The following is a 24973-nucleotide window of genomic DNA, read 5'->3' as shown; positions in this document are numbered from 1 at the left end:
TTCCCTTGCCCTGGGTTCCAAGGACTGGATATAGGCCCCACCCATTATGAGCAAGGACCTCATCATCGTCGAATCGCCGGCGAAAATCAAAACCATCACCAAGTTTCTCGGCCCAGGCTACCGCGTGGAGGCCTCACTGGGGCACGTGCGCGATCTGCCGCAAAAAACGCTGGGCGTAGACGAAGAGCACGGCTTTGCTCCTCAATACGAGATCATCCCCGGCAAAGGCAATGTGGTGAAAAAGCTCCGGGCTGCGGCCAAAGAGGCAGATACCGTCTACCTGGCCCCGGATCCGGACCGCGAGGGAGAGGCCATTGCCTGGCATGTGGCGGAGCTCCTGCGCGACGCCAACACCAACCTCAAGCGTATCTGGTTCAACGAGATCACGGCCCGGGCCGTGCGCGAGGCCCTCGCCCACCCGGGAGAACTGCGCCGCCCGCTCTTCGACTCCCAGCAGGCCCGCCGTATCCTCGACCGGCTGGTGGGCTACAAGATCTCGCCGCTTCTGTGGTCCAAGGTCCGACGCGGGCTCTCCGCCGGCCGGGTCCAATCCGTAGCCCTGCGCCTCATCGTGGACCGCGAACGGGAACGCCAAGCCTTCACCCCGGAAGAATATTGGGATTTCACCCTCCATCTGGCCACGGATCCGGCCTTCAGCGCCAAGCTCTGGCGCATCGCCGGCAAAAAGGCCCACGTCCCCAACGAGCAGGCCGCCCAAGAGCTGCGCGCCGCCCTGGAAGGGGCGCCCACCGTCGTGGAGACAGTCCAGGAGAAAGAACGCGCCCGGCACCCCAAGCCGCCGTTCATCACCTCCACCCTCCAGCAGGAGGCCAGCACCCGCCTGGGGTTCTCCGCCAAGCGTACCATGAGCGTCGCCCAACGCCTCTACGAAGGCGTCGAGCTCGGCGAGCGGGGCACGGTGGCGCTCATCACCTACATGCGTACCGACTCGGTACGCGTGGCCGCGGAAGCGCAGGAGGCCACCCGCGCCCTCATCCATGAACGCTTTGGAGCGGAGTACTGTCCGACCACTGCGCGCCAGTATAAAAGCAAGGGAAGCGCTCAGGACGCCCACGAGGCCATCCGGCCGGTAGACGTCCGCCTCACGCCGGAGATGGTGCAGCCCCTTCTGCCCGCGGAGCAATTCAAGCTCTACCGGCTCATCTGGCAGCGATTCGTGGCCTCGCAAATGGCCTCGGCCCGCTTCTGGGACACCACCGTCATCCTGGCCACCGGGGACGCCCAATGGCGCGCCAAAGGCGAGCGGCTCATCTTCCCGGGTTTTCTCGCCGTCTGGCCCCATCAAAGCGACGAGGCCGTGCTCCCCAAGCTCACCGAAGGGGAACGCGTGCCGGTGGATCGCATCCACTGCGAACAGAAATTCACCCAACCCCCGGCCCGCTTCACGGAAGCCTCCCTGGTGCGCAAGCTCGAAGAACTGGGCATCGGCCGGCCGTCCACCTACGCCACCATCATTTCCACCCTGGTGGACCGCGGTTACGTGGAACTCACGGACAAGGCCTTCGTGCCCACGGACCTCGGCTGCACGGTGAGCGACCTCTTGGTGGCCCACTTTGCCCGGCTCATGGACCCCGGGTTCACGGCGGCCCTGGAGGCGGACCTCGACCGCATCGCGGAAGGGAAAACCACCCTGGAAGAAGTACTCCAGCGCTTTGCCCAGGACTTCTATCCCACGCTGGAAGCAGCCCGCCACGACATGGCCACCCTCAAGGCCGGAGTGGAGACGGACATCGTCTGCCCCAAGTGCGAGCACGGCAAGCTCATCATGCGCTTTGGCAAAAACGGCCCCTTTGTGGGCTGTTCCAACTATCCGCAATGTACCTTCACCAGTGAATACCGACGCAACGACCAGGGGGACATCGAGCTCCTGCCCCAGGCCGAAGTGCCGGACCTCGGCCCCTGCCCTGCCTGCCAGGAAGGCCGACTGGTGGTGAAGAAGACCCGCACGGGCGGCCGCTTCGTGGCCTGTTCCCGCTACCCGGACTGCCGCTACGCCACCTCCCTGTCCACCGGCGTCCCATGCCCGCAAGAAGGGTGCTCCGGCGAGTTGGTGGAAAAAACCACCCGCCGCGGCAAGACCTTCTACTCCTGCAATCGTTACCCGGAATGCACCTATGCGGTGTGGGACCTGCCGATCCCTGGGCCGTGCCCGGTGTGCGGCTTTCCCATCCTCGTGCGCAAGACCACCAAGGCAGGCACCACAATAGCCTGCCCCACCCAGGGATGCCGCTACCGCAGCAAAGAAGAAAACGGCCCAGCCTAAAGGTGGGCCGCATCTTCCACGCGCCTGCAGGGCCGTCGCATCACAACGCCACAGTCACCGCATACTTTTTCATGAAAAAGGCAGGATGATAGCTGAGCTTGGCGCGGCGCAACCCCGCGTCGCCCAAGTCTTGTTCCCGGTTGACCCACATAAAGCCCTGGCCAAAGCGCTCTAAGAACATCTGGTTGATGGCCTGGTACACGCCACGAAACTGCGGACAACCTTTTTCGAAATGGATGACCAGCGTCGTGTCGTCCAGAGGATCTGCCACGGTATAGGCAACCATCTTGCCATCAACAGTGATCCCCGCCCCCACGATACCCTCAAGCCGGGACCAATCGTGAAACACACGCACGATGGCGTGGTTTTCGGCAGCCAAGGTGGCGTCGTCCTCCGTGTCCCGCCACAAAAACCACTCGGTCTGCAAAGCCAAGGCGCATTCCACGGTGTGCTCGTCGAGCGCCACCACCTGGAAGGCATTGTCGCGCACGAATTGGTTGAGCAGGTTCTTCTTGCTGTGAAAACGCCTCCCCGCCAGCGACGCGAGCTCCTCCACCGAATACACGTAATCCCAATGTTCTCGGGCTTCTGTCACTGTCATGGGGATGCCCGCGCTGCGCCACGCCTCCACCAGCGCCTCCGGAACGCGCCCAAAATGCAGCGGCCGCGGCAGCCCTGAGAGCACCCGACGCCAATCCACGCCGTCCCAATCCCCCACCGGGGCCCAGTACACCGGAGCCGGCACGGTTTGCCGCAAAAACACGAGCCCCTCGTCCCAACACCAGGTAAGGCCGTAGTGACTGCCCCACCCCCAAATGTTGACGAAGCTGTAATCCGAGGTTTTCTGAAACATCCGTGCCAAACACAAGCGGTACGCCGTTTGACCTTCCAAGGTAATTGGTGCGAAATCCACAACTATCTCTCCGATATATTTATAAAAATATAAAACGGACCCCATTATTTGCCAAAGAAGGGATTTGAGATAGAAGGAAAGGGCTTCCACTGTCAAAAAACAAAATAAGTTATGTCCAGTACCTGGCAAATCAAAACCCTTCCCCGACCGGTGCCCGAGGAGCACATCCGCCGGCTTGCCATAGAGCTGCAGGTCAGCCCCATCACGGTGCGCCTGCTCCTTTTGCGCGGCGTGCAGGCCCCCGAGGCCATGCACCGTTTTCTTTGTCCGGGGCTGCGCTACCTCTTGCCGCTGGAATACTGGCCTGGGGTGCTCGACGCGGCCAAAATCGTGGCCCGGGCCGTGGCCGAAGGCAGAGGCATTGCCATCTGGGGCGACTACGACGTGGACGGCATCACAGCCACGGTCCTGGCCAAAGAATTTCTTTCCGGCCACGGCGCACGCGTCCTCCATGTCATCCCGGACCGCCGGGACCACGGCTACGGTCTGGCAGAAGCGGGTATCCGGCGTTTGGCGGAACACAACATCACGGTCCTGCTCACCGTGGATTGCGGAGTGGCCAATGGTCCAGAAATCGCGCTGGCCCGCAGTTTGGGTATGGAGGTGGTGGTTGCTGACCATCATGTGCCCGGCAAGGACCTGCCTCCGGCCACGGCCCTCATCAACCCCAAATTGGGCAATTGGCCCTCGGAAGATCTCTCCGGCGTTGCCTTGAGCTTTCTGCTCATGGCGGCCACCGGCAAATTTCTTCCTCGCCAGGAGATGGACATCCGCCAGAGCCTGGACCTAGTCGCCCTCGGCACCATTGCCGACGTCATCCCCCTGGACGAACAAAACCGCATCCTCGTGAAAAACGGGATGCTCCTCATCAGCGAGGCCAGGCGGGTGGGCATCCACGCCCTCAAAGAGGCCAGCGGCATCCACCATACGGACCAAGTCGGGGTGGGAGCCATTGGCTATGCCCTCGCCCCGCGCATCAATGCTGCCGGCCGCGTGGGAGACCCCAGCCTGGCCGTGGAGCTCCTCCTCGCCCAAGACTTACGCCAGGCGCGCAAGCTCGCCCACGAACTCGACGCCCTCAACGCCCACCGTAAAGAGACCGAGCGCTCCATCCTCGCCGAGGCGCTGGAGCAGGCCGAAAGCCAGCGGGAGATGGCAGGTCTGGTCCTGTACGGCGAACATTGGCACCCCGGCGTCATCGGCATCGTGGCCTCACGCATCGTGGAGCGCTACGGCCGACCGTGCATCATCCTCACCCAGGAAAACGGTCTCCTCAAGGGCTCGGCCCGCTCGGTGCCCTCCTTCGATCTCTACCAAGGACTCACCGAGTGCCGGCAATTGCTGACTTCCTTTGGCGGCCACAAGCAGGCCGCAGGGCTGAAACTGGAAGAACAGGCCTTGCCGTCGCTGCGCCAGGCTTTTGCCCGGGCCGTACAGCGCCAATGCGGGACGCAACTCGGCGCGCCCCCGCCCATCCTCGTGGATATGGAGGTGGCGTTCTCCCAGGTACATGCCCGCCTGCTCCACGAATTGGACCTCCTCCAGCCCTTTGGCCCGTCCAACCCGCGGCCCATCTTTCTCTCCCCACCCGTGACCGTCACACGGCAACGCTTCTTCGGCATGGGCAAACACGTGGAACTGTGGCTGCGCGACACCACGGACGGCGTATCCCTGCGCGGTGTGGCCTGGCGTCTCGGGGAGACGTGGAAAGCCATACGTTCCGCCTCGCGCTTCCGCGTGGCCTATACCCCGAAGACCTCGTCGTTTCGCGGTGCAGTAGGCATCGAACTGACCATCTCCGGCATCTTTCCGCATGAGCCTAACACATAAGGAGGACGCATGCGTTCATGGATCTTGATCCCCGCTCTGGCCCTCGCCCTGGCTTGCTCCGGGTGCGCTGCAGTCATCGTCGGCGGCGCGGCCGCGGCAGGCACTTATGTATACATGGCGGGCTGGCTTCACCAAACCTACAACCGCGACCTGGACGCCGTATACGCTGCGGCCCAAAGCGGCCCCACATCCTTAGGGTTGACGCTGCAGTCCGCAGAGAAACAGACAGGCAAGGCAAGCCTGCAATTCCTCGACGGCGACACGACGGTATGGATTTCTCTGGAGGCCACCAGCTCGTACACTACCAAGGTTTCCGTGCGTTGGGGCATCCTGGGGGACGAGGTGACTTCCCGCCGCATCATGGATGCCATTGGCGCCCGGCTTTAGTTGCCCTTTTGGTGCGCAAGACGCGCAAGTCCCTCCCCGGCGTGGTAGCTGCTGCGCACCAAGGGTGCGCACGCCATGGACGCGATCCCCGAGCTCTGACCATATGCGGCATACACCGCAAAGCGTTGGGGATGGACATAGCGGGCCACCGGCAGATGCTGGCGGGAAGGGCGGAGATACTGGCCCACGGTCATCATGCGGCACCCCAGCTCCGCCACTTGGCGGATGGCCTTGAGGACTTCCGTGTCCTCTTCGCCCAGGCCCACCATGATACCCGTCTTGACCACCATGCCGCGCTCCACAGCGCGGGCGAGCACCTCGAGGCTGCGCTGCCAATCCGCCTGGGGCCGCACCAGGGCATAGAGCCGCGGGACCGTCTCCAGGTTGTGATTGAACACGTCCGGTCGGGCCGTGAGCACCTCCTCAAGGGCAGCACGGTCTCCGGAAAAATCCGGAACGAGCACTTCCACCGTAGCCTGGGGGCAGGCCTGACGCACGGCCTCCATGGTGCGCACAAAATGCCCGGCCCCGCCATCGGGCAGATCATCGCGGGTGACCGAGGTGATGACCACATGCCTGAGCCCCAAACGCACGGCAGCCTCGGCCACACGCCTGGGCTCGTCCGGGTCCACGGGAGCCGGTGCGCCGCCGGACACATTGCAAAACCGACAATGACGCGAACAGCGTGGACCCAAGATCAAAAACGTCCCTAAACCGCAGCCAAAACATTCGAACATATTGGGACAGCGCGCCGCCTGACATACCGTGCCCACCGCCAGGTCCTCCACCGTCCGCAAGGTACGGGCAAATTGATCCTGACGGGGAAGGTTGGTGCGCAGCCACGGCGGCAGCCGCCGCGTATCCCGAAGGTCCTCAGGGCACTGCGCCAATCGCTGCATCGCCTCGTGATGCGTCATATTCCATACCCCCAACGCCCCCACTCGCCCAAGTGCATGGCACCGAGGTAGCGGGAAGGAAAGTCGGCCTCTGCCGTGGCGTCCACCACGTGCACCCCATGCGGGAGCTCTTCGACCACGGACCGAAGCTGCGGCCGCGTGCCCAAAAGCAGGGCGCCACGCAAAGCAGTATTGCCCACCACCCGGATGCGGTCCCGCCACTTGGGCGGAAAAAATCCCAGCGTCACCAAATCCTCCACCGCCACATGGCTCCCCAAGGCACCGGCCACGGCCACGCACGCCACCCGTTCCTCCACTCGCTCCAACACCGTTTGGAGCGCCGCCACCAGGGCCGCCTTGACCTTCAAAAATTCTTCCACGTCCGCCTCGAAGAGCTCCACAGGCCCAGCCACAGGGAAGGAGCGCATCGCCCCCCCTTCCCGCACCATACGACGCAAACGCCAGGCAAGCGGTGACGGCGGCGCAGAGGCAAAATGCCCGGCCCGGTCCACGACACCGATGCGGCGCAAGGCCGCCAAAAGGGAAATATACCCCGTGCCGGAGATCCCCTGCCACGGCCCTCGGCCTCGAGGCACAAGCCCTGCGGGCCCCACGTCCACCGCGCTGATGACCCCAGGCCCGGCCAGACGCCCCCAGCGCAGGCCCACCCCCTCTACTGCAGGGCCCATGGGCACGCTGGACACCACCAGCGTTCCCTGTTCATACCACACGATTTCGCCATTGGTGCCCAGGTCTACCAATACGAAGGGCTGCGGCAGGTTTTCCGCCAGACACGCAACGACGCCAGCGCTGAGGTCACTTCCCACGAAGGGCGCAAGAGGCGGCGGCACGTATGCCGACGGCAGATCCGCAGAGAGGCACACCGCCCCGCCGAACGCAGGCATGCGATACGGAGCCGCGCCCAGCCCCGCCACGGACACGCCCAAGAGCAGCGCAAGCATGACCGTATTTCCCGCGAGCACCACCTCGCGCACGCCACGCGCCGCCATGGCCGCAATGGAGTCGAGCACCGCCGCACGAAGGACATCCCCGCCTTCAGGGCGGCTTGTGGCATAGCGGACGCGCGCCAGCACGTCGCTGCCTACAGGTGCTTGCGGGTTGGGGGTGGAAAAAGGCCCGTGATCCGGGAGTGCGTACGCCCACTTGAGGGCGGTCGTGCCCACGTCCACGGCCAAAATCTCGGCGGGATACGCAGGCAAAAAGCGCACGGGGGCTTGCCCAAGCCACTGCACCTGCTGGCCAGGAAGCGGCCTGTGCCGGCAGGCCAACCGCCATCCCCCGGCCAATTCATCCGCATCGAACCGCAACCGGTCTTCGGCACACGGCTCCGGAGCTGCTGCCTCGAAACGCACGCGACACGCCCCGCACGCGCCGATACCGGCACACACCGCACGCGGAGCAAAGAGCCCGACTTCGAAAAGCAGCTCCAGCCACGTCTGGCCTGGACGCGCGGCAAAGGTCTGCACGCCATCCACGGTGCGCACTCGGACCGTCACTCCACCACCACCACCAAGCCGGTCTCTGTCGGGCCCTCCACCCAGCCGATCTCTGCCGCCAGATCGCCGCAGGAAAGAAGAAAATCGCGCACTGCGGCGAGCTTGGCCTCAGGCACCGCCAATACCAGGCCGCCGGAGGTCTGGGCATCGAAGAGCAGGTCCGCCACCACGGGATCCACGTGTGGGGCGATGCGCACCCGACACGCACAGAACTTGCGATTGGCGTGACTGCCTTCCGGAAGCAGTCCCATGGCCGCCAAATCCCGCACTCCGGAAAGCAGCGGCACTGCATCCGCGCGCAGCACCACCTGGCACCGCGAGGCAGCCGCCATTTCCAGCACGTGCCCGACCAGGCCAAAGCCCGTCACATCTGTTGCCGCACGCAGCCCAAAACGCGCGATGGCCTCGCCGCCAACGCGGTTGAGGCGACCCGCCCAGCGTACGAGCTCCGCTTCCATGGCATCCGCTCCTTCCCAATTGGCCTTGACGGCCGTGGCCAAGACACCTGTGCCGATGGGTTTGGTCAAAAGCAGGTGATCACCAGGGCGAAGTCCCGTGTTGGAGGCCAGGACCTGAGGATCAAGGACGCCAGATACCGAAAGCCCATATTTGATCTCCGTGTCCTGAACGCTGTGCCCGCCGACCAGTACGGCCCCGGCTTCATGCACGGCGTCCGCGCCTCCGCGCAAAATTTCCCGCAGGACCTGCACGTCCATGGTCTTTGAAGGGAAGCCCACGATATTCATGGCCGCAAAAGGCCGTCCTCCCATGGCAAAGACGTCGGAAAGGGCATTGGCGGCGGCAATGCGGCCAAAGGCAAACGGGTCGTCCACGATGGGGGTGAGGAAATCCACGGTCTGCACCAAATATTGCTCTGCAGGAAAGCGGAGCACCGCCGCGTCCTCGTTGTTGCCGAGCCCCAAAACCAGGCGAGGATCGTCCTCCGGCACAAGTTCCGCCAGGGCCTGCTCCAGGTCCCCTGGAGCGAGCTTGGCCGCTCAGCCGGCGGCGTGGGCAAAATGCGTGAGTTTCATGCTTCCTCCACGGCAAACTTCTGGGAAAGCCAACCCGGGAGCTCTTCCATCAAACGGTATGCGGCGGGAAACAAGGTTTGTTTCGCGTGGTGCACGAGATAGAATTGTCGTTCCACCACGACCTCGGGGACCGCCACGCGCACCAGCCGTCCCTGATCCAGGGACTCCCGCACCGTGAGCGTAGACGTCATGCCGGCCCCCATGCCTGCTTCCAAACAACGGGCCATGATGCTTGCCTGACGCACCACCGCCACCGGACGAATATCCTGCCACGAAAGCCCCAGAGCCGAAAGTGCCTGCTCCATCACCTGCCGGGTCCCGGAACCCACCTCCCGCACCACCCAGGGCAAGGCGCGAAAGAGCTCGGCCCCTGCGAGCTTCTCAAAGCGTTTCGCCAACTCCGGACTCATGACCAAAGCCACGTCATCACAAAGGAGCGGCACGGCCCGCAGATCCGGACTCGACGGAGGGCTTCCCACCACCGCCACCGTCAAAGCCCCTTCCTGCACCGCCTCCATCATCTCCGCCGAATCCCCAATGCGCAAATCCACCACCACCTCGGGATAACGGGCGTGGAACCAGGCCAAAAATTCTGGCAACAAATAATGGGCAGGAATGGAACTCCCCCCCAAGTCCACCTCGCCGGCCACCCGGTCCTGCAATTGCCGGATCTCGGCCTTGGCGAGGTGCACTGCCGCAAACATGGACTGCGCATGCCGGTAGAGGATGTGACCTGCCTTCGTGGGCACAACGGAGCGGCCGATGCGGTCAAAAAGCAGCACCTCCAATTCGCTCTCCAAGGCAGCAACATGCGCGCTGATGGTCGGTTGCGACAAATAGAGTTCCTTGCCTGCCTTGGAAAAACTCCGCAATTCGTATACCTTGGCAAAAGCGATGATCTTATGGATATCCATGGACACCTATCTTTGGCATAGAGCGAAACTATCCATGAGCACGCAAAAAAAGGCAGGGGAAATCCCCTGCCTTTGGGATGGCGTCCTTTATTCGGCGTGTGCTTCCTCAGTACTTGCCGTGGAGACCTCTTCCGGAGCCCCCACAGAGAACTCGATGAGCGCCATGGGGGCACAGTCGCCGGGCCGCGGGAGGGCGAATTTCACCACCCGGGTGTAGCCGCCCGAGACACCCTGAAACCGGGGACCAATGACATCAAAGAGCTTCTGGACACTGCTATGGCTTCCCAAAACCGCATAAGCCTGACGGCGGGCGTGCAGCGAATTCTCCTTGGCCAAGCTGACCAATTTGTCAGCCAAGATCTTGAGTTCCTTGGCCTTGGGTTCCGTGGTGCGGATGCGCTCATGCTCCACCAAGGAGCGCGCCATATTCCGCATCATCGCTTTGCGGTGCTCCCAGGTACGGCCAAGTTTTCTGCCTGATTTTCTATGCCTCATTGTTTTCGTTCCTCTTCAGCCAATCCTGGTACAAGGCGTCGAAGTTATCAATGGCGAGACCGAAATCCAAACCCATGCTCTCCAGCACCCGCCGGATGTCCTCCAGGGACTTACGGCCAAAGTTCTTGGTCTTGAGGAGCTCGTTTTCGGTCTTCTGGACCAGTTCACCCACCAAATGGATCCCAGCGCTCTTGAGGCAATTGGCCGCACGCACCGGAAGTTCCAATTCTTCGATGGTCTTGAAGAGATGCTCGTTGATCTGCGCCTGGGGCTTTGCCTTGGCGTGCTGGATGTCCGCAGAGCTTTCGTCGAAGTTGATGAACACCGAAAGCTGATCTTTGAGTATCTTGGCGCTGTACGCTACGGCATCCTCAGGACGCACCGAACCGTCGGTCCAGACTTCCAGGATAAGCTTGTCGTAGTTGGTCATCTGGCCCACGCGGGCCTGTTCCACGGTATAGGCCACCTTCCGAATGGGCGAAAAGCTGGCATCCAAGGCAATCACCCCGATCTGCAGATCCAGGTCTTCATGCATGTCCGCCGGCACGTAGCCTTTACCCATGCGGATCTCGAGATCCATGACCAGCTCCACGTCCTCGGAGAGGGTGGCGATGTGCAGGTCGGGGTTGAGGACACGCACGTGCTGGTTTTCGCGGATGGCGGATGCCGTCACCGGTCCCCGAGAGTTGGCCACGAGCTGCACCCGCTGGGGTTCGGCCGTGTCCATGGCGATGCGTAGTTGCTTGATATTGAGAACGATATCCGTCACGTCCTCAATCACACCGGGGATCGTCGTGAACTCATGCTGGATTCCCTGAATCTTCAGGGCCACAGGGGCCGCCCCTTGCAACGAAGAGAGCAGCACACGGCGCAGGGCATTGCCAATGGTGGTCCCAAAGCCACGTTCCAGGGGCTCGCAAATGAACTTCCCATAGGTGTCGTTGGACTTGGGATCGCATTCCAGCTGCGATGGCCGGACGAGCTCCGCCCAATTGCGGACGAAAACCTTGCTGTCTCCGCTCAGAGAACTCATGGGTACCGCCCTTTATTTGGAGTAGAGTTCGACGATGAGCTGCTCGGTCATGGGGAAGGTCAAATCCTCACGCGTGGGCAGGGCTTTCACGGTACCGCGCATGGCAGTGGGATCAACTTCCAGCCACGCCGGCACCCCCCGCCGGGCCACAGTCTCCAGGGCTTCCGCAATCACCAAATTCTTTTGGGAACGCTCCCGCACTTCGATGACGTCGCCCGGACGCACCTGTATCGAAGGCACGTTCACCTTGCGCCCATTGAGGCGGAACAGGCCATGGCGCACCAATTGGCGGGCCTGAGCGCGGGAATGGGCAAAGCCCATACGGTACACGATGTTATCGATGCGCGATTCCAGGAGCACCAACAAATTGGTACCTGTCACACCCTTGCGACGATCGGCCTCCTGGAAGTAACGGCGGAACTGTCCCTCAAGGAGCCCGTACATCCGACGCACTTTCTGCTTTTCCCGCAGCTGCAAGGCGTAGTTGCTGGGCTTCTTCCGCATCTTTCCATGATCGCCCGGGGCATACGGACGACGATCAAAAGCGCATTTATCCGTATAGCAGCGGTCACCCTTGAGGAACAACTTCGTTCCTTCACGGCGACAAATTCTGCATTTTGCTTCCGTATATCTAGCCAAGGTTACTCCCCCTCTTAGACTCGACGGCGTTTGGGCGGACGGCATCCATTGTGCGGGATGGGGGTGACATCGCGAATGAAGGCGACCCGCATCCCCAAGGCATTGATGGCACGCATGGCCGACTCCCGGCCAGCGCCCGGACCTTTGACATAAATCCCCACGGTACGCATGCCGCAATCCATGGCCTTACGGGCAGCGGTCTCCGCGGCTTTCTGCGCCGCAAACGGGGTATTCTTGCGGGATCCACGAAATCCCGAAGCACCGGAACTCGCCCAGCTCACCACGTTGCCCGCAGGATCGGTAAACGTCACGATGGTGTTGTTAAACGAGCTGGTAATGTGCGCAATTCCCACGGGAATATTACGCTTTTCTTTCTTTTTGGTCACGCGCTGTGGTCTCGCCATAACGATTCTCGCTCCTCAGCTTACTTCTTCTTTTTCCCCACCACAGCCCGACGCGGTCCCTTACGGGTACGAGCGTTGGTGTGCGTCCGCTGACCACGGCAAGGCAAGCCCTTGCGGTGCCGAAGCCCACGATAACAGCCGATATCCATGAGCCGCTTGATGTTCGTCACCACCTCACGGCGCAGGTCACCTTCCACCTTGTAGTTGGCTTCGATCTCCTTGCGCAGGGCGTTGATGTCATCGGAGGTCAGGTCATCGCTCTTCTTCGTCCAATCGATGCCCGTCGCATCGAGAATCTTGAGCGCAGTCGTCCGACCGATGCCATAAATGTAGGTCAACGCAATATCGAGCCGCTTGTTTCGCGGCAAATCAACACCGACTAATCTCGCCACACGTTCCCCCTCATTCCGCTAGCCCTGGCGCTGCTTATGCCGGGCATTTTCACAGATAACCCGCAAGACGCCCTTGCGTTTGATCAACTTGCATTTCGGGCATACTTTCCGAACGGAAGGCCGCACTTTCATACGCACATCTCCCTCATGCCGGCCTACGAAAGCCGACTTAAGATGATTGGTCCTTTTTCCGTGATGGCCACGGAGTGTTCAAAATGGGCGGCAAGGCTTCGATCCTTCGTGACTGCGGTCCAGCCGTCGGAGAGGATATCGACGAGCTCGGTTCCCACCGCCACCATAGGTTCAATAGCCAGGACCATCCCTGGCCGAAGCGGCAGACGCGATGCACTCCGAGGAACAAAATTAGGCACCTCCGGCTTTTCATGCAGCATACGGCCAATACCGTGCCCTACAAAGCGCCGGATGACATGGTAGCCCTGTCCCTCCACATATTCCTGCACCGCACGGGAAATATCGTAGAGGTCGTTTCCCGGCTGCGCCTGCGCAATCCCCAAATAGAGAGAGCGCTCGGTCACTTCCAGGAGACGAGCCGCGTCCTCCGCAATAATTCCCACTCCTACCGTCCGGGCCGAATCGCCATAAAAACCATCACATACTACACCGAAATCAATGGACAAAAGGTCTCCTTCCCGCAGTGGACGCAGCGAAGGAAAACCATGCACGATTTCTTCATTCACCGAACAACACAGGGCATACGGGAACCCGTGGTACCCTTTAAAGGCAGGCCGAACCCCATATTCCGCGCACAACGCGACAGCCTGCTCTTCCAAATCCATGGTGGTTATCCCAGGCCGGACCATGGAGCAGACCCGGTCTAAAATCTCCGCCACGATACGATTCGATCGTTCCAGCGCAGCGATTTCCTGATCGTTCTTCAGGAAAATGCCCCGGTATTTTTTCATGCCCGACGCCCTTTCACCCGTGCCTTGGCAAGCAGACCCTCGTACTGGCCCGAGATGAGATGCGACTGCACCTGACTCATGGTGTCCATGGCTACCCCCACCACAATGAGCAACGAAGTGCCGCCAAAGTAGAAGGGGACATGGAATTGGCGCATGAGCACAACCGGCAAAACGCAAACGACCGAAATATAGAGAGCGCCCCACAAAGTCAAACGGTTGAGGACCTTGTCAAGGTATTCCTCGGTCTTTTGTCCGGGACGAATCCCTGGGACGAAGGCGCCTTGTTTCTTCAGATTTTCGGCAATTTCCTTGGGGTCGAAAATGATCGCTGTATAAAAATAACAGAAGAAAATAATAAGACCAATAAACAAAATATTATACAGCACCGTATCCGGACGAAACCATTCTGAAACCCGCTGCAAAATCTCCGCGTGAGAGAAGTTGGCCAAGGTTGCCGGAAACATCAACAACGAAGATGCAAAAATGGGCGGGATCACCCCTGCGGTATTGAGCCGCAGCGGAAGATGGCTGGTCTGGCCGCCATAGAGCTTCCGCCCGATCATTCGCTTGGCATAATGAATGGGAATCCGCCGCTGACAGCGCTCCACGAACACGATCCCCACCAATACCGCGGCCATGAAAACCAAAAGCAAAAGGGCCGTAAAGAGCGAAAGCTCTCCTGCTCCCAAGAGGCGGAACGACCGCCCCAGTCCACTGGGCAGCCCGGCGACAATACCGGCAAAAATGATCAGGCTGATACCGTTGCCAATGCCCTTTTCCGTGATCTTTTCCCCCAGCCACATCAAAAAGACCGTGCCCGCGGTGAGGGTGATCACCGTGATGGCCCGAAATCCCCACCCCGGCAGATACACCACAGACGCGCCGGTGGGGCTCGACATGCTCTCTACCCCCACCGCGATCCCCAGTCCCTGGACCACGGAGATCAGCACCGTGCCATACCGGGTGTATTGGGTGATCTTTTTTCGGCCCGCAGCGCCTTCCTCGCGGGAAAGACGCTTGAGCTCGGGGCTCACCACGGTGAGCAATTGGAGGATGATGGAGGCGGAGATATACGGCATGATGCCCAAAGCAAAAATGGACAAATTCCGCAGCCCGCCTCCCGAGAACATATCAAAGAGCCCAAACAAGGTGTTTTGGACGCTGGCAAAAAAGTCTGCCAGGGCCTTGCCGTCCACCCCAGGGATGGGCAAATGAATGCCCACCCGGTATACGGCGAGGAGAAGAAACGTCCATAAGATCTTGCCTTTGAGGCTGTCCAACCCTGCGTTGGCACCCTTTGTCGCGCTCACAGCATCACCCTTCCAAAGCCACTGCAGTGCCGCCAACGGCGGAGATTTTTTCCACAGCCTTTTTGCTGAACTTGTGCGCGGTGATGCGCATGGCCGCGGTCAATTCACCGTCCGAGAGCACCTTCACCGGCGCGCCCTCACGGGCAAGACGCGCGGCATACAGATCCTCAACACTCACCTCGGCCTTGCCTGCAAACACCGACGCAATGGTTCCCAAGGCAACGGGTTGATATTCCACGCGGAAAGGATTTTTGAACCCCCGCTTGGGCAGACGCCGGAAAAGGGGCATCTGTCCTCCCTCGAAACCCGGGGCCACCTTCCCGCCGCTACGGGCTTTCTGTCCCTTGTGGCCGCGGCCTGCGGTGCCGCCCTGCCCCGAGGCGTTGCCCCGGCCCAGGCGCTTGCGCTGCGACCGCTCCTCAGGGAACGGATAGAGTTCATGCAAGTTCATCGAACCACCTCCACCAGATGCTGGACTTTGCGAATCATGCCCCAGGTACAGGGATTATCGGGAAGTTCCCGAACCTGATGGAGCCGCCGCAGCCCCAGGGCCGCGACAACTTTCCGCTGAGCCGTCGGCTGGGTGATGAGACTCTTGATCAATTTCACCTTGAGCATGGTAAACCGCCTACTTTCGCTTGATGGTCAAGGTTTTCCCCCGCATGGAGCTCACCTGCTCCGCGCTGCGCAAGGAACGCAACCCGGCAAAGGTGGCGCGCACCACATTGTGGGGATTGTTGGTGCCAATGGCTTTGGTGAGGATGTCGTGAATGCCCACGGCCTCCATAACGGCACGCACCGGACCGCCGGCGATGATTCCCGTGCCCGCCGAAGCCGGCTTGAGGAGTACACGCCCTGCGCCAAATTCACCAATGACATCATACGGGATAGTCCCGTCTACCAAGGCCACGGCCTCCATGTTCTTCCGCGCATGGTCCGTTGCCTTGCGAATGGCATCCGGCACCTGATTGGCCTTGCCGAGGCCGAAACCAACCCGGCCCTTACCATCGCCGACCACCACCAAAGCGCTAAAGCTGAAGCGACGGCCACCCTTAACCACCTTGGCCACACGATTGAGGGCTACAAGCCGCTCGATAAGTTCCAATTCGTTGTGCTGCTGCATGGATATCCCCGGCGCTTAAAAGTTCAGACCGCCTTCCCGGGCGCCATCGGCTACGGCCTTCACGCGGCCATGGAACAAAAAGCCATTGCGGTCGAAAACCACAGTGGAGATATCTTTCTTTTTGGCCTCTTCCGCGATTTTCAGGCCCACCCGTTTGGCAGATTCTACCGTCAGGCTCACCGCGCTTTCCTCGAGATTCAGCGTGGACGCCGCGGCCAGGGTCACCCCTCGGGAGTCATCAACGATTTGCGCATAGATATGCTTGTTGGAACGGAAAACCACCAAGCGAGGACGCTCCGGTGTCCCGGAAATCTTTTTCCGGATCCGAACTTTACGTTTTTTCCGTGATTCTTGTCTGGACAACGTCATACGCCCACCTACTTCTTACCGCCGGACTTACCGGCCTTGCGACGGATCACTTCGTTCGCGTACTTAACGCCCTTGCCCTTGTACGGCTCGGGTTCCCGCACGCGACGAATCTGCGCGGCCACTTCGCCCACCACCTGCTTATCACAGCCCGAGATGACGATTTTGTTGCCATCCACCTTGGCCTGAATGCCCTGGGGAAGGGTATAGTTGACCGGGTGAGAGTATCCCACCGACAGCACCACAGTATTGCCCTGCACATTTACCTTGTAGCCCACGCCGACCACTTCCAGAGACTTCTCAAATCCCTTGGTGACGCCCAAAATCGCATTAGCCAACAAGGTCCGACGCAGGCCGTGCTGCTGGCGGGCAATACGGGAGTCATCACGGCGACGTACGGCAGCCATGCCCCCCTCGAGCACCACTTCCACTGCCGGATGCTGCGCAAGGGTAATCGTCCCTTTCGGCCCTTTGACCGTAATGGCATCCGCGGCAATGGCAATGTCCACGCCCGCAGGAACAGGGATGGGCAATTTTCCAACTCGAGACATCGCTTTCCTCCCTACCAGATCTCGCAGATCAGCTCACCGCCGATCCCCTTGGCGCTTGCATGCTTTCCTTCCATCACCCCCTGGGAGGTGGAAAGGATACAAATCCCTAAGCCATTCTGCACCGACGGGATCTGCGCAGCCGGAACATACACCCGGCGGCCGGGCTTACTGACGCGGCGAAGTCCAGAAATGACGGGCTTCTGGTTGTGGTACTTGAGGCGCACCACCAACTGGTCATCCCGCTTCTCAAACTGCTCAATAAAGCCTTCTTCCTGGAGGATCGTCAGGATACTTTCCCGCATCCGGCTGGGAGACATGGCCACCTGCGTATGGCGCGCCATATGGGCATTGCGAATTCTCGTCAGCAAATCCGCGATAGGATCAACAACAGCCATGGAGCCTCCCATTCTACCAGCTCGATTTCCGCACACCAGGCAGCTCACCAGCCAGTGCCAGGTTCCGAAAACAAATTCTGCACACACCAAATTTCCGCAAAAAGGCACGCGGACGTCCACAGATAGGACATCTATTGTATTTCCGTGTGGAAAACTTGGGCTTCCGCTGAGCCTTGACCATCAAGGATGTACGAGTCAAGTTACATTCCTCCTTACTTCCTGAAAGGCATTCCAAGGAGCTTGAGAAGCATTTTGGCTTCTTTGTCCGTTTTTGCCGTTGTGATCATCGAGATATTCATACCGACGGCCTTCTCGACCTTATCCATCTCGATTTCCGGGAAAATGGTATGCTCCTTGATGCCCAGCGTATAATTCCCACGGCCATCAAAGCCACGGTCGGGAATTCCACGGAAGTCACGCACCCGCGGAAGCGCAATAAGGATCAGCTTCTCCAGAAAAGCCCACATTCTATCCCGACGCAGGGACACACGGCAACCAACGGGCATCCCTTCACGCAGCTTGAACGCAGCGATGGATTTTTTGGCCCGCGTCACAACAGCCTTCTGCCCAGCAATCAAGGTCAAATCGCGTACAGAATCCTGGATAAGCTTGTTGTTCTGGCTTCCCTCGCCCAACCCCATGTTCAACGAAACATAGGTAATCCGCGGAACTTCCATGATGCATTTGTACTGAAATTCCTTGGCGAGCTCAGGGGCGACTTTTTCCCTGTAGATCTTTTCGAGGTTGGTCATCACGACACCTTAGCTGATCGTTTCGTTGCACTTTTTGCAGTAGCGCAGTTTTTTGTCGTCTTCGGTGAAACGGTAGCCCACCCGCGTCGGCTTAGCGCACGCCGGGCACACCAACTGCACATTGGACACGTCAATGGGCATCTCTTTTTCGACGATCCCCCCTGGCTGTCCTGCATATGGATTCGGCTTCATGTGCTTCTTGACCACATTCACCTTCTCCACGACGACTTTGTTCTTGTCACGCAGAATACGCGTCACCTTACCGATCTTGCCCTTATCCTTGCCGGCAAGGACCATCACGGCATCGTCTTTATGGATCTTCCAGACGCGATTAGCCATTACAGCACCTCGGGAGCGAGAGAGACAATTTTCATGAAGTTCTTGGCACGCAGCTCACGGGCCACCGGGCCAAAAATACGGGTGCCAATGGGCTCCATGTTCTTGTTCAGCAGGACCGCAGAGTTTGTGTCAAAACGGATGTAGGTACCATCCGGGCGGCCGATCTCTTTTTTCGTCCGCACGATCACTGCCTGCAGCACATCGCCTTTTTTCACTTTGCCATGGGGGATGGCCTCTTTCACCGAGACCATGATCACATCCCCAATCTGGGCATAGCGACGCTTGCTGCCGCCGAGCACCTTGATGCAGGCTACCTTTTTGGCCCCGGAGTTGTCCGCGACATCCAACGTCGTTTGCATCTGAATCATAACGGATACCCCTACAACGCCCGTTCGATAATTTTCACCAAATGCCAGTTCTTATGAGCACTCAGCGGACGATGCTCCACGATCTGGACCTTATCGCCCACGCGACACTCATTGTTGGGGTCATGCGCCATAAATTTCTTTCTACGGCGAATGTATTTCTTCAAGACAGGATGCTTGACCAAGGTTTCAACGCGGACGACGATGGTCTTGTCATTCTTGTCGCTCACGACGAAGCCAACAAGAGTTCTCTTATTCGAAGTCTTACCGCTATTGCTCATCACCTTGTCTCCATCTGCTTCTCTTTCAAGACAGTCAAAATCCGAGCAATGGATTTTTTGACTTGCGGTATTCTTTGCGTATTTTCCAACTGCGCAGTGGCATGCTGGAAACGGAGATTCATCAACTCCTTACGGAACTCCTGCAGCTTTTCGTTGAGCTTTGCGGCATCCATCGCACGCAATTCCTGAGCGTTCATGCATTACTCCTTTTCGACTATCATAGTCTTGATCGGCAGTTTATGCGCCGCTCTGCGCAAAGCTTCCTTGGCAAGCTCAACATCAACGCCCTTGATCTCGTACAACATCCGACCGCGCTGCACCGGAGCGCACCATCCCACGGGAGAACCCTTTCCACTCCCCTGGCGCACTTCCAACGGCTTGGCCGTGATTACTTTGTCCGGAAAGATGCGGATAAAGACCTGGCCGCCACGCTTGATATGCCGCATCATGGCAATACGGGCCGCCTCAATCTGCTGGTTGGTGATCTTGCCACACTCGAGGGCCTTGAGGCCCACGTCCCCAAAGGCAACGGTAGTGGCGCGCTGAGCGACCCCCCGGATCCGTCCCTTCTGCTGCTTTCTGAATTTGGTGCGTTTTGGACTGAGCATCAGCTATTCACCTCACTCAAAATCTCGCCCTTGAAGACCCACACCTTGACCCCGATGACCCCGTATGTGGTCTTGGCCAAGGCCAGGCCGTAGTCGATATCGGCGCGCAAGGTATGCAGCGGCACACGGCCTTCACGGGCCCACTCGGTACGCGCGATTTCCGCACCGCCCAAACGGCCACTCACCTGCACCTTGATGCCCTGAGCACCAAATTTCTGCGCCAACGAAATCGTCTTCTTCATGGCCCGACGAAAGGCCACCCGCCGCTCCAGCTGTTGGGCGATGGACTCCGCCACCAACTGCGCTTCGATCTCGGGGCGACGAATTTCATTGACCTCAATGGCAAACTCACGACCGAATTTCTGACGCAGCTCCAAACGCATCTTCTCGATTTCTGCGCCTTTCCGGCCGATAACAATACCAGGACGAGCCGTGTAGAGAATCAGACGGACCTTGTCCGCTGCGCGTTCAATATCAATTTTGGCAATCCCGGCATGATTCAGCTTCTCTTTGACGTAGCGACGCAGCTTGTGATCTTCGAACACGTACTCGGCGTACTTCTTGTCGCTGAACCAGCGCGATTTCCAAGGCTTATTATAGCCGACACGAAATCCGTAAGGATGTACTTTATGACCCAAGGCTCTGTCCTCCTATCGCTCGTCCACGACCACAGTAATGTGGCTGGTTCTCTTGATAATGCGGTATGCACGGCCCATGGCCCGAGGACGAATGCGCTTCCAGCTTGGACCACCGTCGATACGGACCTCCTTCACGAACAGGCTATCGACATCCAAATTCGCATTGTGCTCGGCATTGGCGATGGCGGAGGCCAAAACTTTCTCAATGAGACGGGCAGCCTTCTTGGGAGTGAACTTCAAAATGTTCAAGGCGTCTTCCACAGGCTTGCCCATGACGTTACGCGCCACGAGCCGCGCCTTCTGGGGCGAGACGCGCAGGAACTTGGCAACGGCTTTCGCTTCCATATCTCCTTCCCGCCTTATTTCTTCTTCTTGTCTGCGGCGTGGCCGAAGAAAGTCCGCGTGGGGGCAAACTCGCCGAGCTTGTGCCCCACCATATTTTCCGACACGAACACAGGCACAAACTTCTTGCCGTTGTGCACCGCAAAAGTCAGCCCCACCATCTCAGGGATAATAGTGGAACGGCGGGACCAGGTCTTGATCACCTGACGGCTCCGCTCTGCGTTGGCTTTTTCCACCTTTTTCAAGAGATGGTCATCCACAAAGGGGCCTTTCTTGAGGGATCTCGGCATAGCTACTCCTACTTGGTACCGCGGGGTTTGACGATAAACTTGGAGGACGCCTTCTTGGGCGAACGCGTCTTGGCACCCTTGGTGGGCTTACCCCACGGGGTCACCGGATGGCGACCACCAGAGCTGCGGCCCTCGCCACCACCCAAAGGATGGTCCACAGGGTTCATCGCCACGCCACGCACCTTCGGACGGCGCCCCAACCAACGGTTGCGGCCAGCCTTGCCCAAAGAGATGTTCTCATGCTCCAAGTTCCCCACCTGGCCCACTGTGGCCATGGCCGTGGCCAACACCTTACGCACCTCACCCGAAGGCAGACGCAGCAAGGCGTACGTTCCTTCCTTGGCGATGAGCTGCGCATAGGTGCCCGCAGAACGCGCCATTTGGCCGCCACGGCCAGGATGGAGCTCCACATTGTGCACCAAAGTACCCAGCGGGATCCGCCCCAGCGGCAGGGCATTGCCGGGCTTGATGTCCGCGGAGTCTCCCGCCACGACAGTATCTCCCACCTGCAGACCCACCGGACACAAAATATACCGCTTCTCGCCGTCCGCATACGAAAGCAGGGCGATACGTGCGCTCCGGTTGGGATCGTACTCGATACTGGCCACGCGGGCGGGAATGTCCAGCTTGTTCCGCTTGAAATCGATGATCCGATAGCGCCGCTTGACCCCACCGCCTCGACGACGGGACGTAACCCGGCCGAAATGGTTGCGGCCACTCTTCTTGCACAGACCCACGGTGAGGGACTTTTCCGGCTCGACCTTGGTGATTTCCTCGAAGGTATGCACCGTTTGCGTCCGCCGGCCCGCAGAGGTCGGCTTGAGTTTCCGAATCGCCATACATCAAACCCCTTCGAAAAAGTCGATGGAAGCCCCAGGAGCAAGGGTCACATAGGCCTTCTTATAGCCCCGAATCTTGCCCACGGCTCGACCGAATTTTGTCCGTACCCGGGGACGATAGCGAACCATGTTCACCGCCGTCACCTGCACGCCGAACACATCCTCCACGGCGCGCTGTACATCGATCTTGTTGGCAGCCGGATGCACGAGAAAAGCCACCTGATTGGCATTCTGCTTCATCAAGGTGGTCTTCTCGGAAATGAGCGGCCGCAACAAAATTTGCGTGCTCTCCATCACTTCAACCTCGCATGCAAGGCCTCGACGGCGCCCTTATCCAGCACCAGCTGAGGATATTTCAGGATTTCGTAAACATTGATGGCAGAAGGCTCCACCACCAACATACCCGGCACGTTCCGGGCCGAAAGAGTAAGATTGCTATCGGGATCGCTCACAACAATCAAGGCTTTTTTCAGGCCCAAATCTTTGGCGCAGGCCACGAAATCCTTGGTCTTGATACGCTCCAAGGACAGCTTGTCCACCACCACCAAACTTTCCGTGGCATATTTGCTCGAAAGCGCCATCTTCAGTGCCAGCCGGCGGACCTGCCTATTGATCTTGAAGCCGTAATCACGAGCCACCGGGCCGTGCACCACAGCACCGCCGCGCCACAGAGGAGAGCGGATGGATCCGGCCCGAGCACGGCCCGTGCCCTTCTGGCGCCACGGCTTCTTACCGCCACCGCGTACCAATCCCCGAGTCTTCACGCCCACGGTACCTGCACGCAATTTGGCGAGATGAGAACGCACCGCCAGGTGAAGGATCTCCGGTCGCACTTCGACACGGAAAATCTCATCGGCCAGATCCATCTCACCGACGACCTCGTTGCGTTGATTAACTACCTTTGTATGTGCCATGGTACGCATCCTTTATTTCATCTTACGCAAGACCACGATCCCCTGCTTGGGGCCGGGCACCTGGCCACGAACAAGCACCACGTTTTCTTCAGGCCGAATATCCACGATCTCCACATTGAGCACCGTGGAGCGTTTCGCCCCGTAGTGGCCAGGGAGCTTCTTGCCCTTGAATACTTTACTCGGCCATGCGCACTGGCCAATGGAGCCCGGCTTACGATGCACCTTTTCATGGCCGTGCGTGGCAGGGGCTCCACCGAAATTCCACCGGCGGATAACACCGGAAAACCCGCGGCCCTTAGAGGTCCCCGTAACCGCGACGCGATCGCCGCGCTGGAAGATCTCCACAGTCAGACTGTGCCCTACCTCGAAGCCCGAGGCATCCGGCAAGCGAATCTCCTTCAGCATTTTGTAAAAGCCACAATTTGCCTTCTGCTGATGGCCTCGCTCCGGTTTGTTGAGGCGATGCGCAGGCACTTCCTCAAAACCAATCTGCAACGCAGAATACCCGTCGCGCTCGGGAGTTCTCTTCTCCACAATAGGGCAGGGACCGGCCTGAATCACCGTCACCGGGATGGCATTGCCATCCGGCCCAAAAATACGGGTCATGCCGATTTTTCTGCCCACAAGTCCCATGGTCTGCTTCATAACAATTCGCCTCTATAATAATCCCGCTTACAGCTTGATCTCAACATCAACGCCAGCAGGAAGATTCAATTTCCCCAAAGCATCCACGGTCTGCTGAGTGGGCTCCAGGATGTCCAAGAGACGCTTATGCACACGCAGCTCAAACTGCTCCCGCGACTTTTTATCCACATGCACCGACTTCTGGATAGTCTGCTTGTGGATACGCGTCGGCAGTGGAATCGGACCTGCAATGGACGCACCCGTATTGCGTGCAGAGTCCACAATCTCCGCTACAGCTTTGTCCAAAATACGGTAGTCGTAGGCACGCAATTTGATGCGGATTTTATCACTTTGCATCATCATGATCCACTACTCCACGATTTCCGAGACCACGCCGGCGCCCACGGTACGACCACCCTCGCGGATGGCGAAACGCAGACCCTTCTCCATGGCCACAGGATTGATGAGCTGCACGTGGAACGTGGTGTTGTCGCCCGGCATCACCATCTCCACGCCCTCGTTGAGGGTCACCACTCCCGTCACGTCCGTGGTGCGGAAGTAGAACTGCGGACGGTACCCCGAGAAGAACGGCGTATGACGGCCGCCCTCTTCCTTGCTCAAGACGTACACCTCGGCCACAAACTTGGTGTGCGGCGTGATGGATCCCGGCTTGGCCAACACCTGGCCACGCTCCACCTCGTCTCGCTTCACACCGCGCAGCAGCGCACCGATGTTGTCCCCAGCCTGACCTTCGTCAAGCAACTTGCGGAACATCTCCACGCCCGTGCACGTGGTCTTGCGGGTCTCACGGAAACCCACAATCTCCACTTCATCGCCCACCTTGATGACGCCGCGCTCCACACGACCGGTCACCACCGTGCCACGGCCCGAGATGGAGAACACGTCCTCAATGGGCATCAAAAACGGCTTGTCGATCTCACGCACCGGATCCGGAATGTAGCTGTCGCACGCGTCCAGCAGCTCCAAAATAGGCTTGGCATCCGGAGAATCCACGGACTCGCACTCCAAAGCCTTCAGCGCCGAACCGCGAATCACCGGCACGTCGTCCCCAGGGAACTCGTACTTGGTCAAAAGCTCGCGCACCTCCATCTCCACCAGCTCGATGAGCTCCTCGTCGTCCACAAGGTCCACCTTGTTGAGGAACACCACCAGGTAGGGCACGCCCACCTGACGAGCCAGAAGAATATGCTCCCGCGTCTGCGGCATGGGACCATCCGTGGCCGCAACCACGATGATGGCGCCGTCCATCTGCGCCGCACCCGTGATCATGTTCTTGATGTAGTCCGCATGACCAGGGCAGTCCACGTGGGCGTAGTGGCGCTTCTCGGTCTCGTATTCCACGTGCGCCGTCGCAATGGTGATGCCACGCTCCTTCTCTTCCGGGGCCTTGTCGATCTGATCAAAACCCACATACTGGCCCTGGCCGCGCAAGCTCGCAATCTTCGTGATCGCTGCCGTCAGCGTCGTCTTCCCATGGTCAATGTGCCCAATGGTGCCAATGTTGACGTGCGGCTTCTTCCGTTCAAATTTCTGCTTCGCCATAATCTTTGCCCC

The 24973-nt window shown here is 59.6% G+C and carries 38 protein-coding genes; 3 read left to right on the top strand and 35 right to left on the bottom strand.

Annotation, left to right across the window (positions count from 1 at the left end; genetic code table 11):
* Positions 1–46: 46 nt before the first annotated feature.
* On the top strand, positions 47–2284 hold the full coding sequence (topA, locus tag BR00_RS03710; protein WP_496476272.1) for a type I DNA topoisomerase: 2238 nt from the start codon (positions 47–49) through the stop codon (positions 2282–2284).
* Between the two features lie 40 nt (positions 2285–2324).
* Here topA and BR00_RS03705 read toward each other — a convergent pair whose 3' ends face one another.
* Positions 2325–3197 (bottom strand): DUF2156 domain-containing protein, encoded by an 873-nt coding sequence (locus BR00_RS03705; protein ID WP_496476271.1) that lies wholly within the window; start codon positions 3195–3197, stop codon positions 2325–2327.
* Between the two features lie 111 nt (positions 3198–3308).
* On the opposite strand from BR00_RS03705, the gene recJ reads away from it, so the two are divergent.
* Positions 3309–5027: a single-stranded-DNA-specific exonuclease RecJ gene (recJ, locus tag BR00_RS03700; RefSeq protein WP_496476270.1), complete on the top strand. Its 1719-nt coding sequence runs from the start codon at positions 3309–3311 to the stop codon at positions 5025–5027.
* A 9-nt stretch (positions 5028–5036) separates the two neighbouring features.
* Positions 5037–5414 carry a DUF3568 family protein gene (locus BR00_RS03695; RefSeq protein ID WP_496476269.1) on the top strand — a complete coding sequence of 126 codons (378 nt, stop codon included), beginning with the start codon at positions 5037–5039 and terminating at the stop codon, positions 5412–5414.
* On the opposite strand, the gene lipA is transcribed toward BR00_RS03695, so the two are convergent.
* From lipA to tuf, 34 genes are all read right to left on the bottom strand, one after another.
* Entirely contained in the window at positions 5411–6313 is a 903-nt protein-coding gene (gene lipA, locus BR00_RS03690) for a lipoyl synthase (RefSeq protein ID WP_496476640.1), read from the bottom strand. The genes BR00_RS03695 and lipA overlap by 4 nt on opposite strands.
* A 14-nt stretch (positions 6314–6327) precedes the next feature.
* The gene (locus BR00_RS03685; protein WP_496476268.1) at positions 6328–7827 is read right to left on the bottom strand and encodes an ASKHA domain-containing protein; all 1500 of its coding nucleotides are present in this window, start codon (positions 7825–7827) and stop codon (positions 6328–6330) included.
* Entirely contained in the window at positions 7824–8861 is a 1038-nt protein-coding gene (gene selD, locus BR00_RS03680; protein ID WP_496476267.1) for a selenide, water dikinase SelD, read from the bottom strand. The genes BR00_RS03685 and selD overlap by 4 nt, the downstream gene beginning before the upstream one ends.
* The gene (locus BR00_RS03675; RefSeq protein WP_496476266.1) at positions 8858–9775 is read right to left on the bottom strand and encodes a LysR substrate-binding domain-containing protein; all 918 of its coding nucleotides are present in this window, start codon (positions 9773–9775) and stop codon (positions 8858–8860) included. The genes selD and BR00_RS03675 overlap by 4 nt, the downstream gene beginning before the upstream one ends.
* Before the next feature lie 87 nt (positions 9776–9862).
* On the bottom strand, positions 9863–10270 hold the full coding sequence (rplQ, locus tag BR00_RS03670) for a 50S ribosomal protein L17 (RefSeq protein ID WP_496476265.1): 408 nt from the start codon (positions 10268–10270) through the stop codon (positions 9863–9865).
* Positions 10260–11303, bottom strand: a complete 1044-nt coding sequence (locus BR00_RS03665) for a DNA-directed RNA polymerase subunit alpha (RefSeq protein ID WP_496476264.1) — start codon at positions 11301–11303, stop codon at positions 10260–10262. The genes rplQ and BR00_RS03665 overlap by 11 nt, the downstream gene beginning before the upstream one ends.
* A gap of 12 nt (positions 11304–11315) precedes the next feature.
* Entirely contained in the window at positions 11316–11942 is a 627-nt protein-coding gene (gene rpsD, locus BR00_RS03660) for a 30S ribosomal protein S4 (protein WP_496476263.1), read from the bottom strand.
* A 14-nt stretch (positions 11943–11956) separates the two neighbouring features.
* Complete coding sequence (gene rpsK / locus BR00_RS03655; RefSeq protein WP_496476262.1) at positions 11957–12346, bottom strand: 30S ribosomal protein S11; 390 nt, start codon at positions 12344–12346, stop codon at positions 11957–11959.
* Positions 12347–12366: 20 nt separating this feature from the next.
* The gene (rpsM, locus tag BR00_RS03650; protein ID WP_496476261.1) at positions 12367–12738 is read right to left on the bottom strand and encodes a 30S ribosomal protein S13; all 372 of its coding nucleotides are present in this window, start codon (positions 12736–12738) and stop codon (positions 12367–12369) included.
* Between the two features lie 18 nt (positions 12739–12756).
* Positions 12757–12870: a 50S ribosomal protein L36 gene (rpmJ, locus tag BR00_RS03645; RefSeq protein WP_281752882.1), complete on the bottom strand. Its 114-nt coding sequence runs from the start codon at positions 12868–12870 to the stop codon at positions 12757–12759.
* 23 nt (positions 12871–12893) lie between these two features.
* Entirely contained in the window at positions 12894–13661 is a 768-nt protein-coding gene (gene map / locus BR00_RS03640; RefSeq protein ID WP_496476260.1) for a type I methionyl aminopeptidase, read from the bottom strand.
* Positions 13658–14971: a preprotein translocase subunit SecY gene (gene secY, locus BR00_RS03635; protein ID WP_496476259.1), complete on the bottom strand. Its 1314-nt coding sequence runs from the start codon at positions 14969–14971 to the stop codon at positions 13658–13660. The genes map and secY overlap by 4 nt, the downstream gene beginning before the upstream one ends.
* A 4-nt stretch (positions 14972–14975) precedes the next feature.
* Positions 14976–15422 (bottom strand): 50S ribosomal protein L15, encoded by a 447-nt coding sequence (gene rplO, locus BR00_RS03630; protein ID WP_496476258.1) that lies wholly within the window; start codon positions 15420–15422, stop codon positions 14976–14978.
* Positions 15419–15589 carry a 50S ribosomal protein L30 gene (rpmD, locus tag BR00_RS03625; protein ID WP_496476257.1) on the bottom strand — a complete coding sequence of 57 codons (171 nt, stop codon included), beginning with the start codon at positions 15587–15589 and terminating at the stop codon, positions 15419–15421. The genes rplO and rpmD overlap by 4 nt, the downstream gene beginning before the upstream one ends.
* Before the next feature lie 10 nt (positions 15590–15599).
* Positions 15600–16094 carry a 30S ribosomal protein S5 gene (gene rpsE / locus BR00_RS03620; RefSeq protein ID WP_496476256.1) on the bottom strand — a complete coding sequence of 165 codons (495 nt, stop codon included), beginning with the start codon at positions 16092–16094 and terminating at the stop codon, positions 15600–15602.
* Positions 16095–16109: 15 nt separating this feature from the next.
* On the bottom strand, positions 16110–16463 hold the full coding sequence (gene rplR / locus BR00_RS03615; protein WP_496476255.1) for a 50S ribosomal protein L18: 354 nt from the start codon (positions 16461–16463) through the stop codon (positions 16110–16112).
* 8 nt (positions 16464–16471) lie between these two features.
* On the bottom strand, positions 16472–17011 hold the full coding sequence (rplF, locus tag BR00_RS03610; protein WP_496476254.1) for a 50S ribosomal protein L6: 540 nt from the start codon (positions 17009–17011) through the stop codon (positions 16472–16474).
* An 11-nt stretch (positions 17012–17022) separates the two neighbouring features.
* Positions 17023–17406, bottom strand: coding sequence for a 30S ribosomal protein S8 (gene rpsH / locus BR00_RS03605; RefSeq protein ID WP_496476253.1), 384 nt, complete (start codon positions 17404–17406; stop codon positions 17023–17025).
* A gap of 13 nt (positions 17407–17419) precedes the next feature.
* A complete protein-coding gene (locus tag BR00_RS03600) occupies positions 17420–17605 on the bottom strand; it encodes a type Z 30S ribosomal protein S14 (RefSeq protein ID WP_281751113.1) in 186 nt (61 codons plus the stop codon).
* Between the two features lie 13 nt (positions 17606–17618).
* Positions 17619–18158, bottom strand: a complete 540-nt coding sequence (gene rplE, locus BR00_RS03595) for a 50S ribosomal protein L5 (RefSeq protein ID WP_496476252.1) — start codon at positions 18156–18158, stop codon at positions 17619–17621.
* A 9-nt stretch (positions 18159–18167) separates the two neighbouring features.
* On the bottom strand, positions 18168–18497 hold the full coding sequence (gene rplX / locus BR00_RS03590) for a 50S ribosomal protein L24 (RefSeq protein WP_496476251.1): 330 nt from the start codon (positions 18495–18497) through the stop codon (positions 18168–18170).
* On the bottom strand, positions 18497–18865 hold the full coding sequence (gene rplN, locus BR00_RS03585; RefSeq protein ID WP_496476250.1) for a 50S ribosomal protein L14: 369 nt from the start codon (positions 18863–18865) through the stop codon (positions 18497–18499). The genes rplX and rplN overlap by 1 nt, the downstream gene beginning before the upstream one ends.
* Before the next feature lie 11 nt (positions 18866–18876).
* A complete protein-coding gene (gene rpsQ / locus BR00_RS03580) occupies positions 18877–19143 on the bottom strand; it encodes a 30S ribosomal protein S17 (protein ID WP_496476639.1) in 267 nt (88 codons plus the stop codon).
* Positions 19143–19340, bottom strand: a complete 198-nt coding sequence (rpmC, locus tag BR00_RS03575) for a 50S ribosomal protein L29 (RefSeq protein ID WP_281751123.1) — start codon at positions 19338–19340, stop codon at positions 19143–19145. Before rpmC ends, rpsQ begins: the two co-directional genes overlap by 1 nt.
* Before the next feature lie 3 nt (positions 19341–19343).
* Positions 19344–19751, bottom strand: a complete 408-nt coding sequence (gene rplP, locus BR00_RS03570; RefSeq protein WP_496476249.1) for a 50S ribosomal protein L16 — start codon at positions 19749–19751, stop codon at positions 19344–19346.
* Positions 19751–20389: a 30S ribosomal protein S3 gene (rpsC, locus tag BR00_RS03565; RefSeq protein ID WP_496476248.1), complete on the bottom strand. Its 639-nt coding sequence runs from the start codon at positions 20387–20389 to the stop codon at positions 19751–19753. Before rpsC ends, rplP begins: the two co-directional genes overlap by 1 nt.
* 12 nt (positions 20390–20401) lie before the next feature.
* Entirely contained in the window at positions 20402–20734 is a 333-nt protein-coding gene (gene rplV / locus BR00_RS03560; RefSeq protein WP_496476247.1) for a 50S ribosomal protein L22, read from the bottom strand.
* A 14-nt stretch (positions 20735–20748) separates the two neighbouring features.
* Complete coding sequence (rpsS, locus tag BR00_RS03555; protein WP_281751131.1) at positions 20749–21021, bottom strand: 30S ribosomal protein S19; 273 nt, start codon at positions 21019–21021, stop codon at positions 20749–20751.
* An 8-nt stretch (positions 21022–21029) separates the two neighbouring features.
* Positions 21030–21860, bottom strand: coding sequence for a 50S ribosomal protein L2 (gene rplB, locus BR00_RS03550; RefSeq protein ID WP_496476246.1), 831 nt, complete (start codon positions 21858–21860; stop codon positions 21030–21032).
* A gap of 3 nt (positions 21861–21863) precedes the next feature.
* Complete coding sequence (gene rplW / locus BR00_RS03545) at positions 21864–22154, bottom strand: 50S ribosomal protein L23 (RefSeq protein ID WP_496476245.1); 291 nt, start codon at positions 22152–22154, stop codon at positions 21864–21866.
* Positions 22154–22774, bottom strand: coding sequence for a 50S ribosomal protein L4 (gene rplD / locus BR00_RS03540; protein ID WP_496476244.1), 621 nt, complete (start codon positions 22772–22774; stop codon positions 22154–22156). The genes rplW and rplD overlap by 1 nt, the downstream gene beginning before the upstream one ends.
* A 12-nt stretch (positions 22775–22786) precedes the next feature.
* Positions 22787–23419 (bottom strand): 50S ribosomal protein L3, encoded by a 633-nt coding sequence (gene rplC / locus BR00_RS03535; RefSeq protein ID WP_496476243.1) that lies wholly within the window; start codon positions 23417–23419, stop codon positions 22787–22789.
* A gap of 27 nt (positions 23420–23446) precedes the next feature.
* The gene (gene rpsJ / locus BR00_RS03530; protein WP_496476242.1) at positions 23447–23761 is read right to left on the bottom strand and encodes a 30S ribosomal protein S10; all 315 of its coding nucleotides are present in this window, start codon (positions 23759–23761) and stop codon (positions 23447–23449) included.
* A gap of 6 nt (positions 23762–23767) precedes the next feature.
* Positions 23768–24961 (bottom strand): elongation factor Tu, encoded by a 1194-nt coding sequence (tuf, locus tag BR00_RS03525; protein WP_496476638.1) that lies wholly within the window; start codon positions 24959–24961, stop codon positions 23768–23770.
* Between the last annotated feature and the right edge of the window lie 12 nt (positions 24962–24973).

It is taken from the genome of Thermodesulfomicrobium thermophilum DSM 16697 (assembly GCF_059568695.1).
Note: the sequence above shows the minus strand (reverse complement) of the source record. Positions and strands in the feature narration are given on the sequence as shown.

Bases quoted from the DNA above. Each gene is read 5' to 3' on its own strand.
- rplV (WP_496476247.1), bottom strand. From the start codon at position 20,734: ATGGAAGCGAAAGCCGTTGCCAAGTTCCTGCGCGTCTCGCCCCAGAAG.
- rpsS (WP_281751131.1), bottom strand. From the start codon at position 21,021: ATGCCGAGATCCCTCAAGAAAGGCCCCTTTGTGGATGACCATCTCTTG.
- rplR (WP_496476255.1), bottom strand. From the start codon at position 16,463: ATGACGTTGTCCAGACAAGAATCACGGAAAAAACGTAAAGTTCGGATC.
- rplO (WP_496476258.1), bottom strand. From the start codon at position 15,422: ATGAACTTGCATGAACTCTATCCGTTCCCTGAGGAGCGGTCGCAGCGC.
- rpsK (WP_496476262.1), bottom strand. From the start codon at position 12,346: ATGGCGAGACCACAGCGCGTGACCAAAAAGAAAGAAAAGCGTAATATT.
- recJ (WP_496476270.1), top strand. From the start codon at position 3,309: ATGTCCAGTACCTGGCAAATCAAAACCCTTCCCCGACCGGTGCCCGAG.
- map (WP_496476260.1), bottom strand. From the start codon at position 13,661: ATGAAAAAATACCGGGGCATTTTCCTGAAGAACGATCAGGAAATCGCT.
- rpsJ (WP_496476242.1), bottom strand. From the start codon at position 23,761: ATGATGATGCAAAGTGATAAAATCCGCATCAAATTGCGTGCCTACGAC.
- topA (WP_496476272.1), top strand. From the start codon at position 47: ATGAGCAAGGACCTCATCATCGTCGAATCGCCGGCGAAAATCAAAACC.
- lipA (WP_496476640.1), bottom strand. From the start codon at position 6,313: ATGCAGCGATTGGCGCAGTGCCCTGAGGACCTTCGGGATACGCGGCGG.
- tuf (WP_496476638.1), bottom strand. From the start codon at position 24,961: ATGGCGAAGCAGAAATTTGAACGGAAGAAGCCGCACGTCAACATTGGC.
- BR00_RS03675 (WP_496476266.1), bottom strand. From the start codon at position 9,775: ATGGATATCCATAAGATCATCGCTTTTGCCAAGGTATACGAATTGCGG.
- rplF (WP_496476254.1), bottom strand. From the start codon at position 17,011: ATGTCTCGAGTTGGAAAATTGCCCATCCCTGTTCCTGCGGGCGTGGAC.
- BR00_RS03695 (WP_496476269.1), top strand. From the start codon at position 5,037: ATGCGTTCATGGATCTTGATCCCCGCTCTGGCCCTCGCCCTGGCTTGC.
- BR00_RS03665 (WP_496476264.1), bottom strand. From the start codon at position 11,303: ATGAGTTCTCTGAGCGGAGACAGCAAGGTTTTCGTCCGCAATTGGGCG.
- rplC (WP_496476243.1), bottom strand. From the start codon at position 23,419: ATGAAGCAGACCATGGGACTTGTGGGCAGAAAAATCGGCATGACCCGT.
- rpmJ (WP_281752882.1), bottom strand. From the start codon at position 12,870: ATGAAAGTGCGGCCTTCCGTTCGGAAAGTATGCCCGAAATGCAAGTTG.
- rpmC (WP_281751123.1), bottom strand. From the start codon at position 19,340: ATGAACGCTCAGGAATTGCGTGCGATGGATGCCGCAAAGCTCAACGAA.
- rplD (WP_496476244.1), bottom strand. From the start codon at position 22,774: ATGGCACATACAAAGGTAGTTAATCAACGCAACGAGGTCGTCGGTGAG.
- rplN (WP_496476250.1), bottom strand. From the start codon at position 18,865: ATGATTCAGATGCAAACGACGTTGGATGTCGCGGACAACTCCGGGGCC.
- rplE (WP_496476252.1), bottom strand. From the start codon at position 18,158: ATGACCAACCTCGAAAAGATCTACAGGGAAAAAGTCGCCCCTGAGCTC.
- rpsE (WP_496476256.1), bottom strand. From the start codon at position 16,094: ATGCAGCAGCACAACGAATTGGAACTTATCGAGCGGCTTGTAGCCCTC.
- rplP (WP_496476249.1), bottom strand. From the start codon at position 19,751: ATGCTCAGTCCAAAACGCACCAAATTCAGAAAGCAGCAGAAGGGACGG.
- rplX (WP_496476251.1), bottom strand. From the start codon at position 18,497: ATGGCTAATCGCGTCTGGAAGATCCATAAAGACGATGCCGTGATGGTC.
- rpsQ (WP_496476639.1), bottom strand. From the start codon at position 19,143: ATGAGCAATAGCGGTAAGACTTCGAATAAGAGAACTCTTGTTGGCTTC.
- rplB (WP_496476246.1), bottom strand. From the start codon at position 21,860: ATGGCGATTCGGAAACTCAAGCCGACCTCTGCGGGCCGGCGGACGCAA.
- rplQ (WP_496476265.1), bottom strand. From the start codon at position 10,270: ATGAGGCATAGAAAATCAGGCAGAAAACTTGGCCGTACCTGGGAGCAC.
- rplW (WP_496476245.1), bottom strand. From the start codon at position 22,154: ATGGAGAGCACGCAAATTTTGTTGCGGCCGCTCATTTCCGAGAAGACC.
- rpsH (WP_496476253.1), bottom strand. From the start codon at position 17,406: ATGGCTGTTGTTGATCCTATCGCGGATTTGCTGACGAGAATTCGCAAT.
- rpmD (WP_496476257.1), bottom strand. From the start codon at position 15,589: ATGCTCAAGGTGAAATTGATCAAGAGTCTCATCACCCAGCCGACGGCT.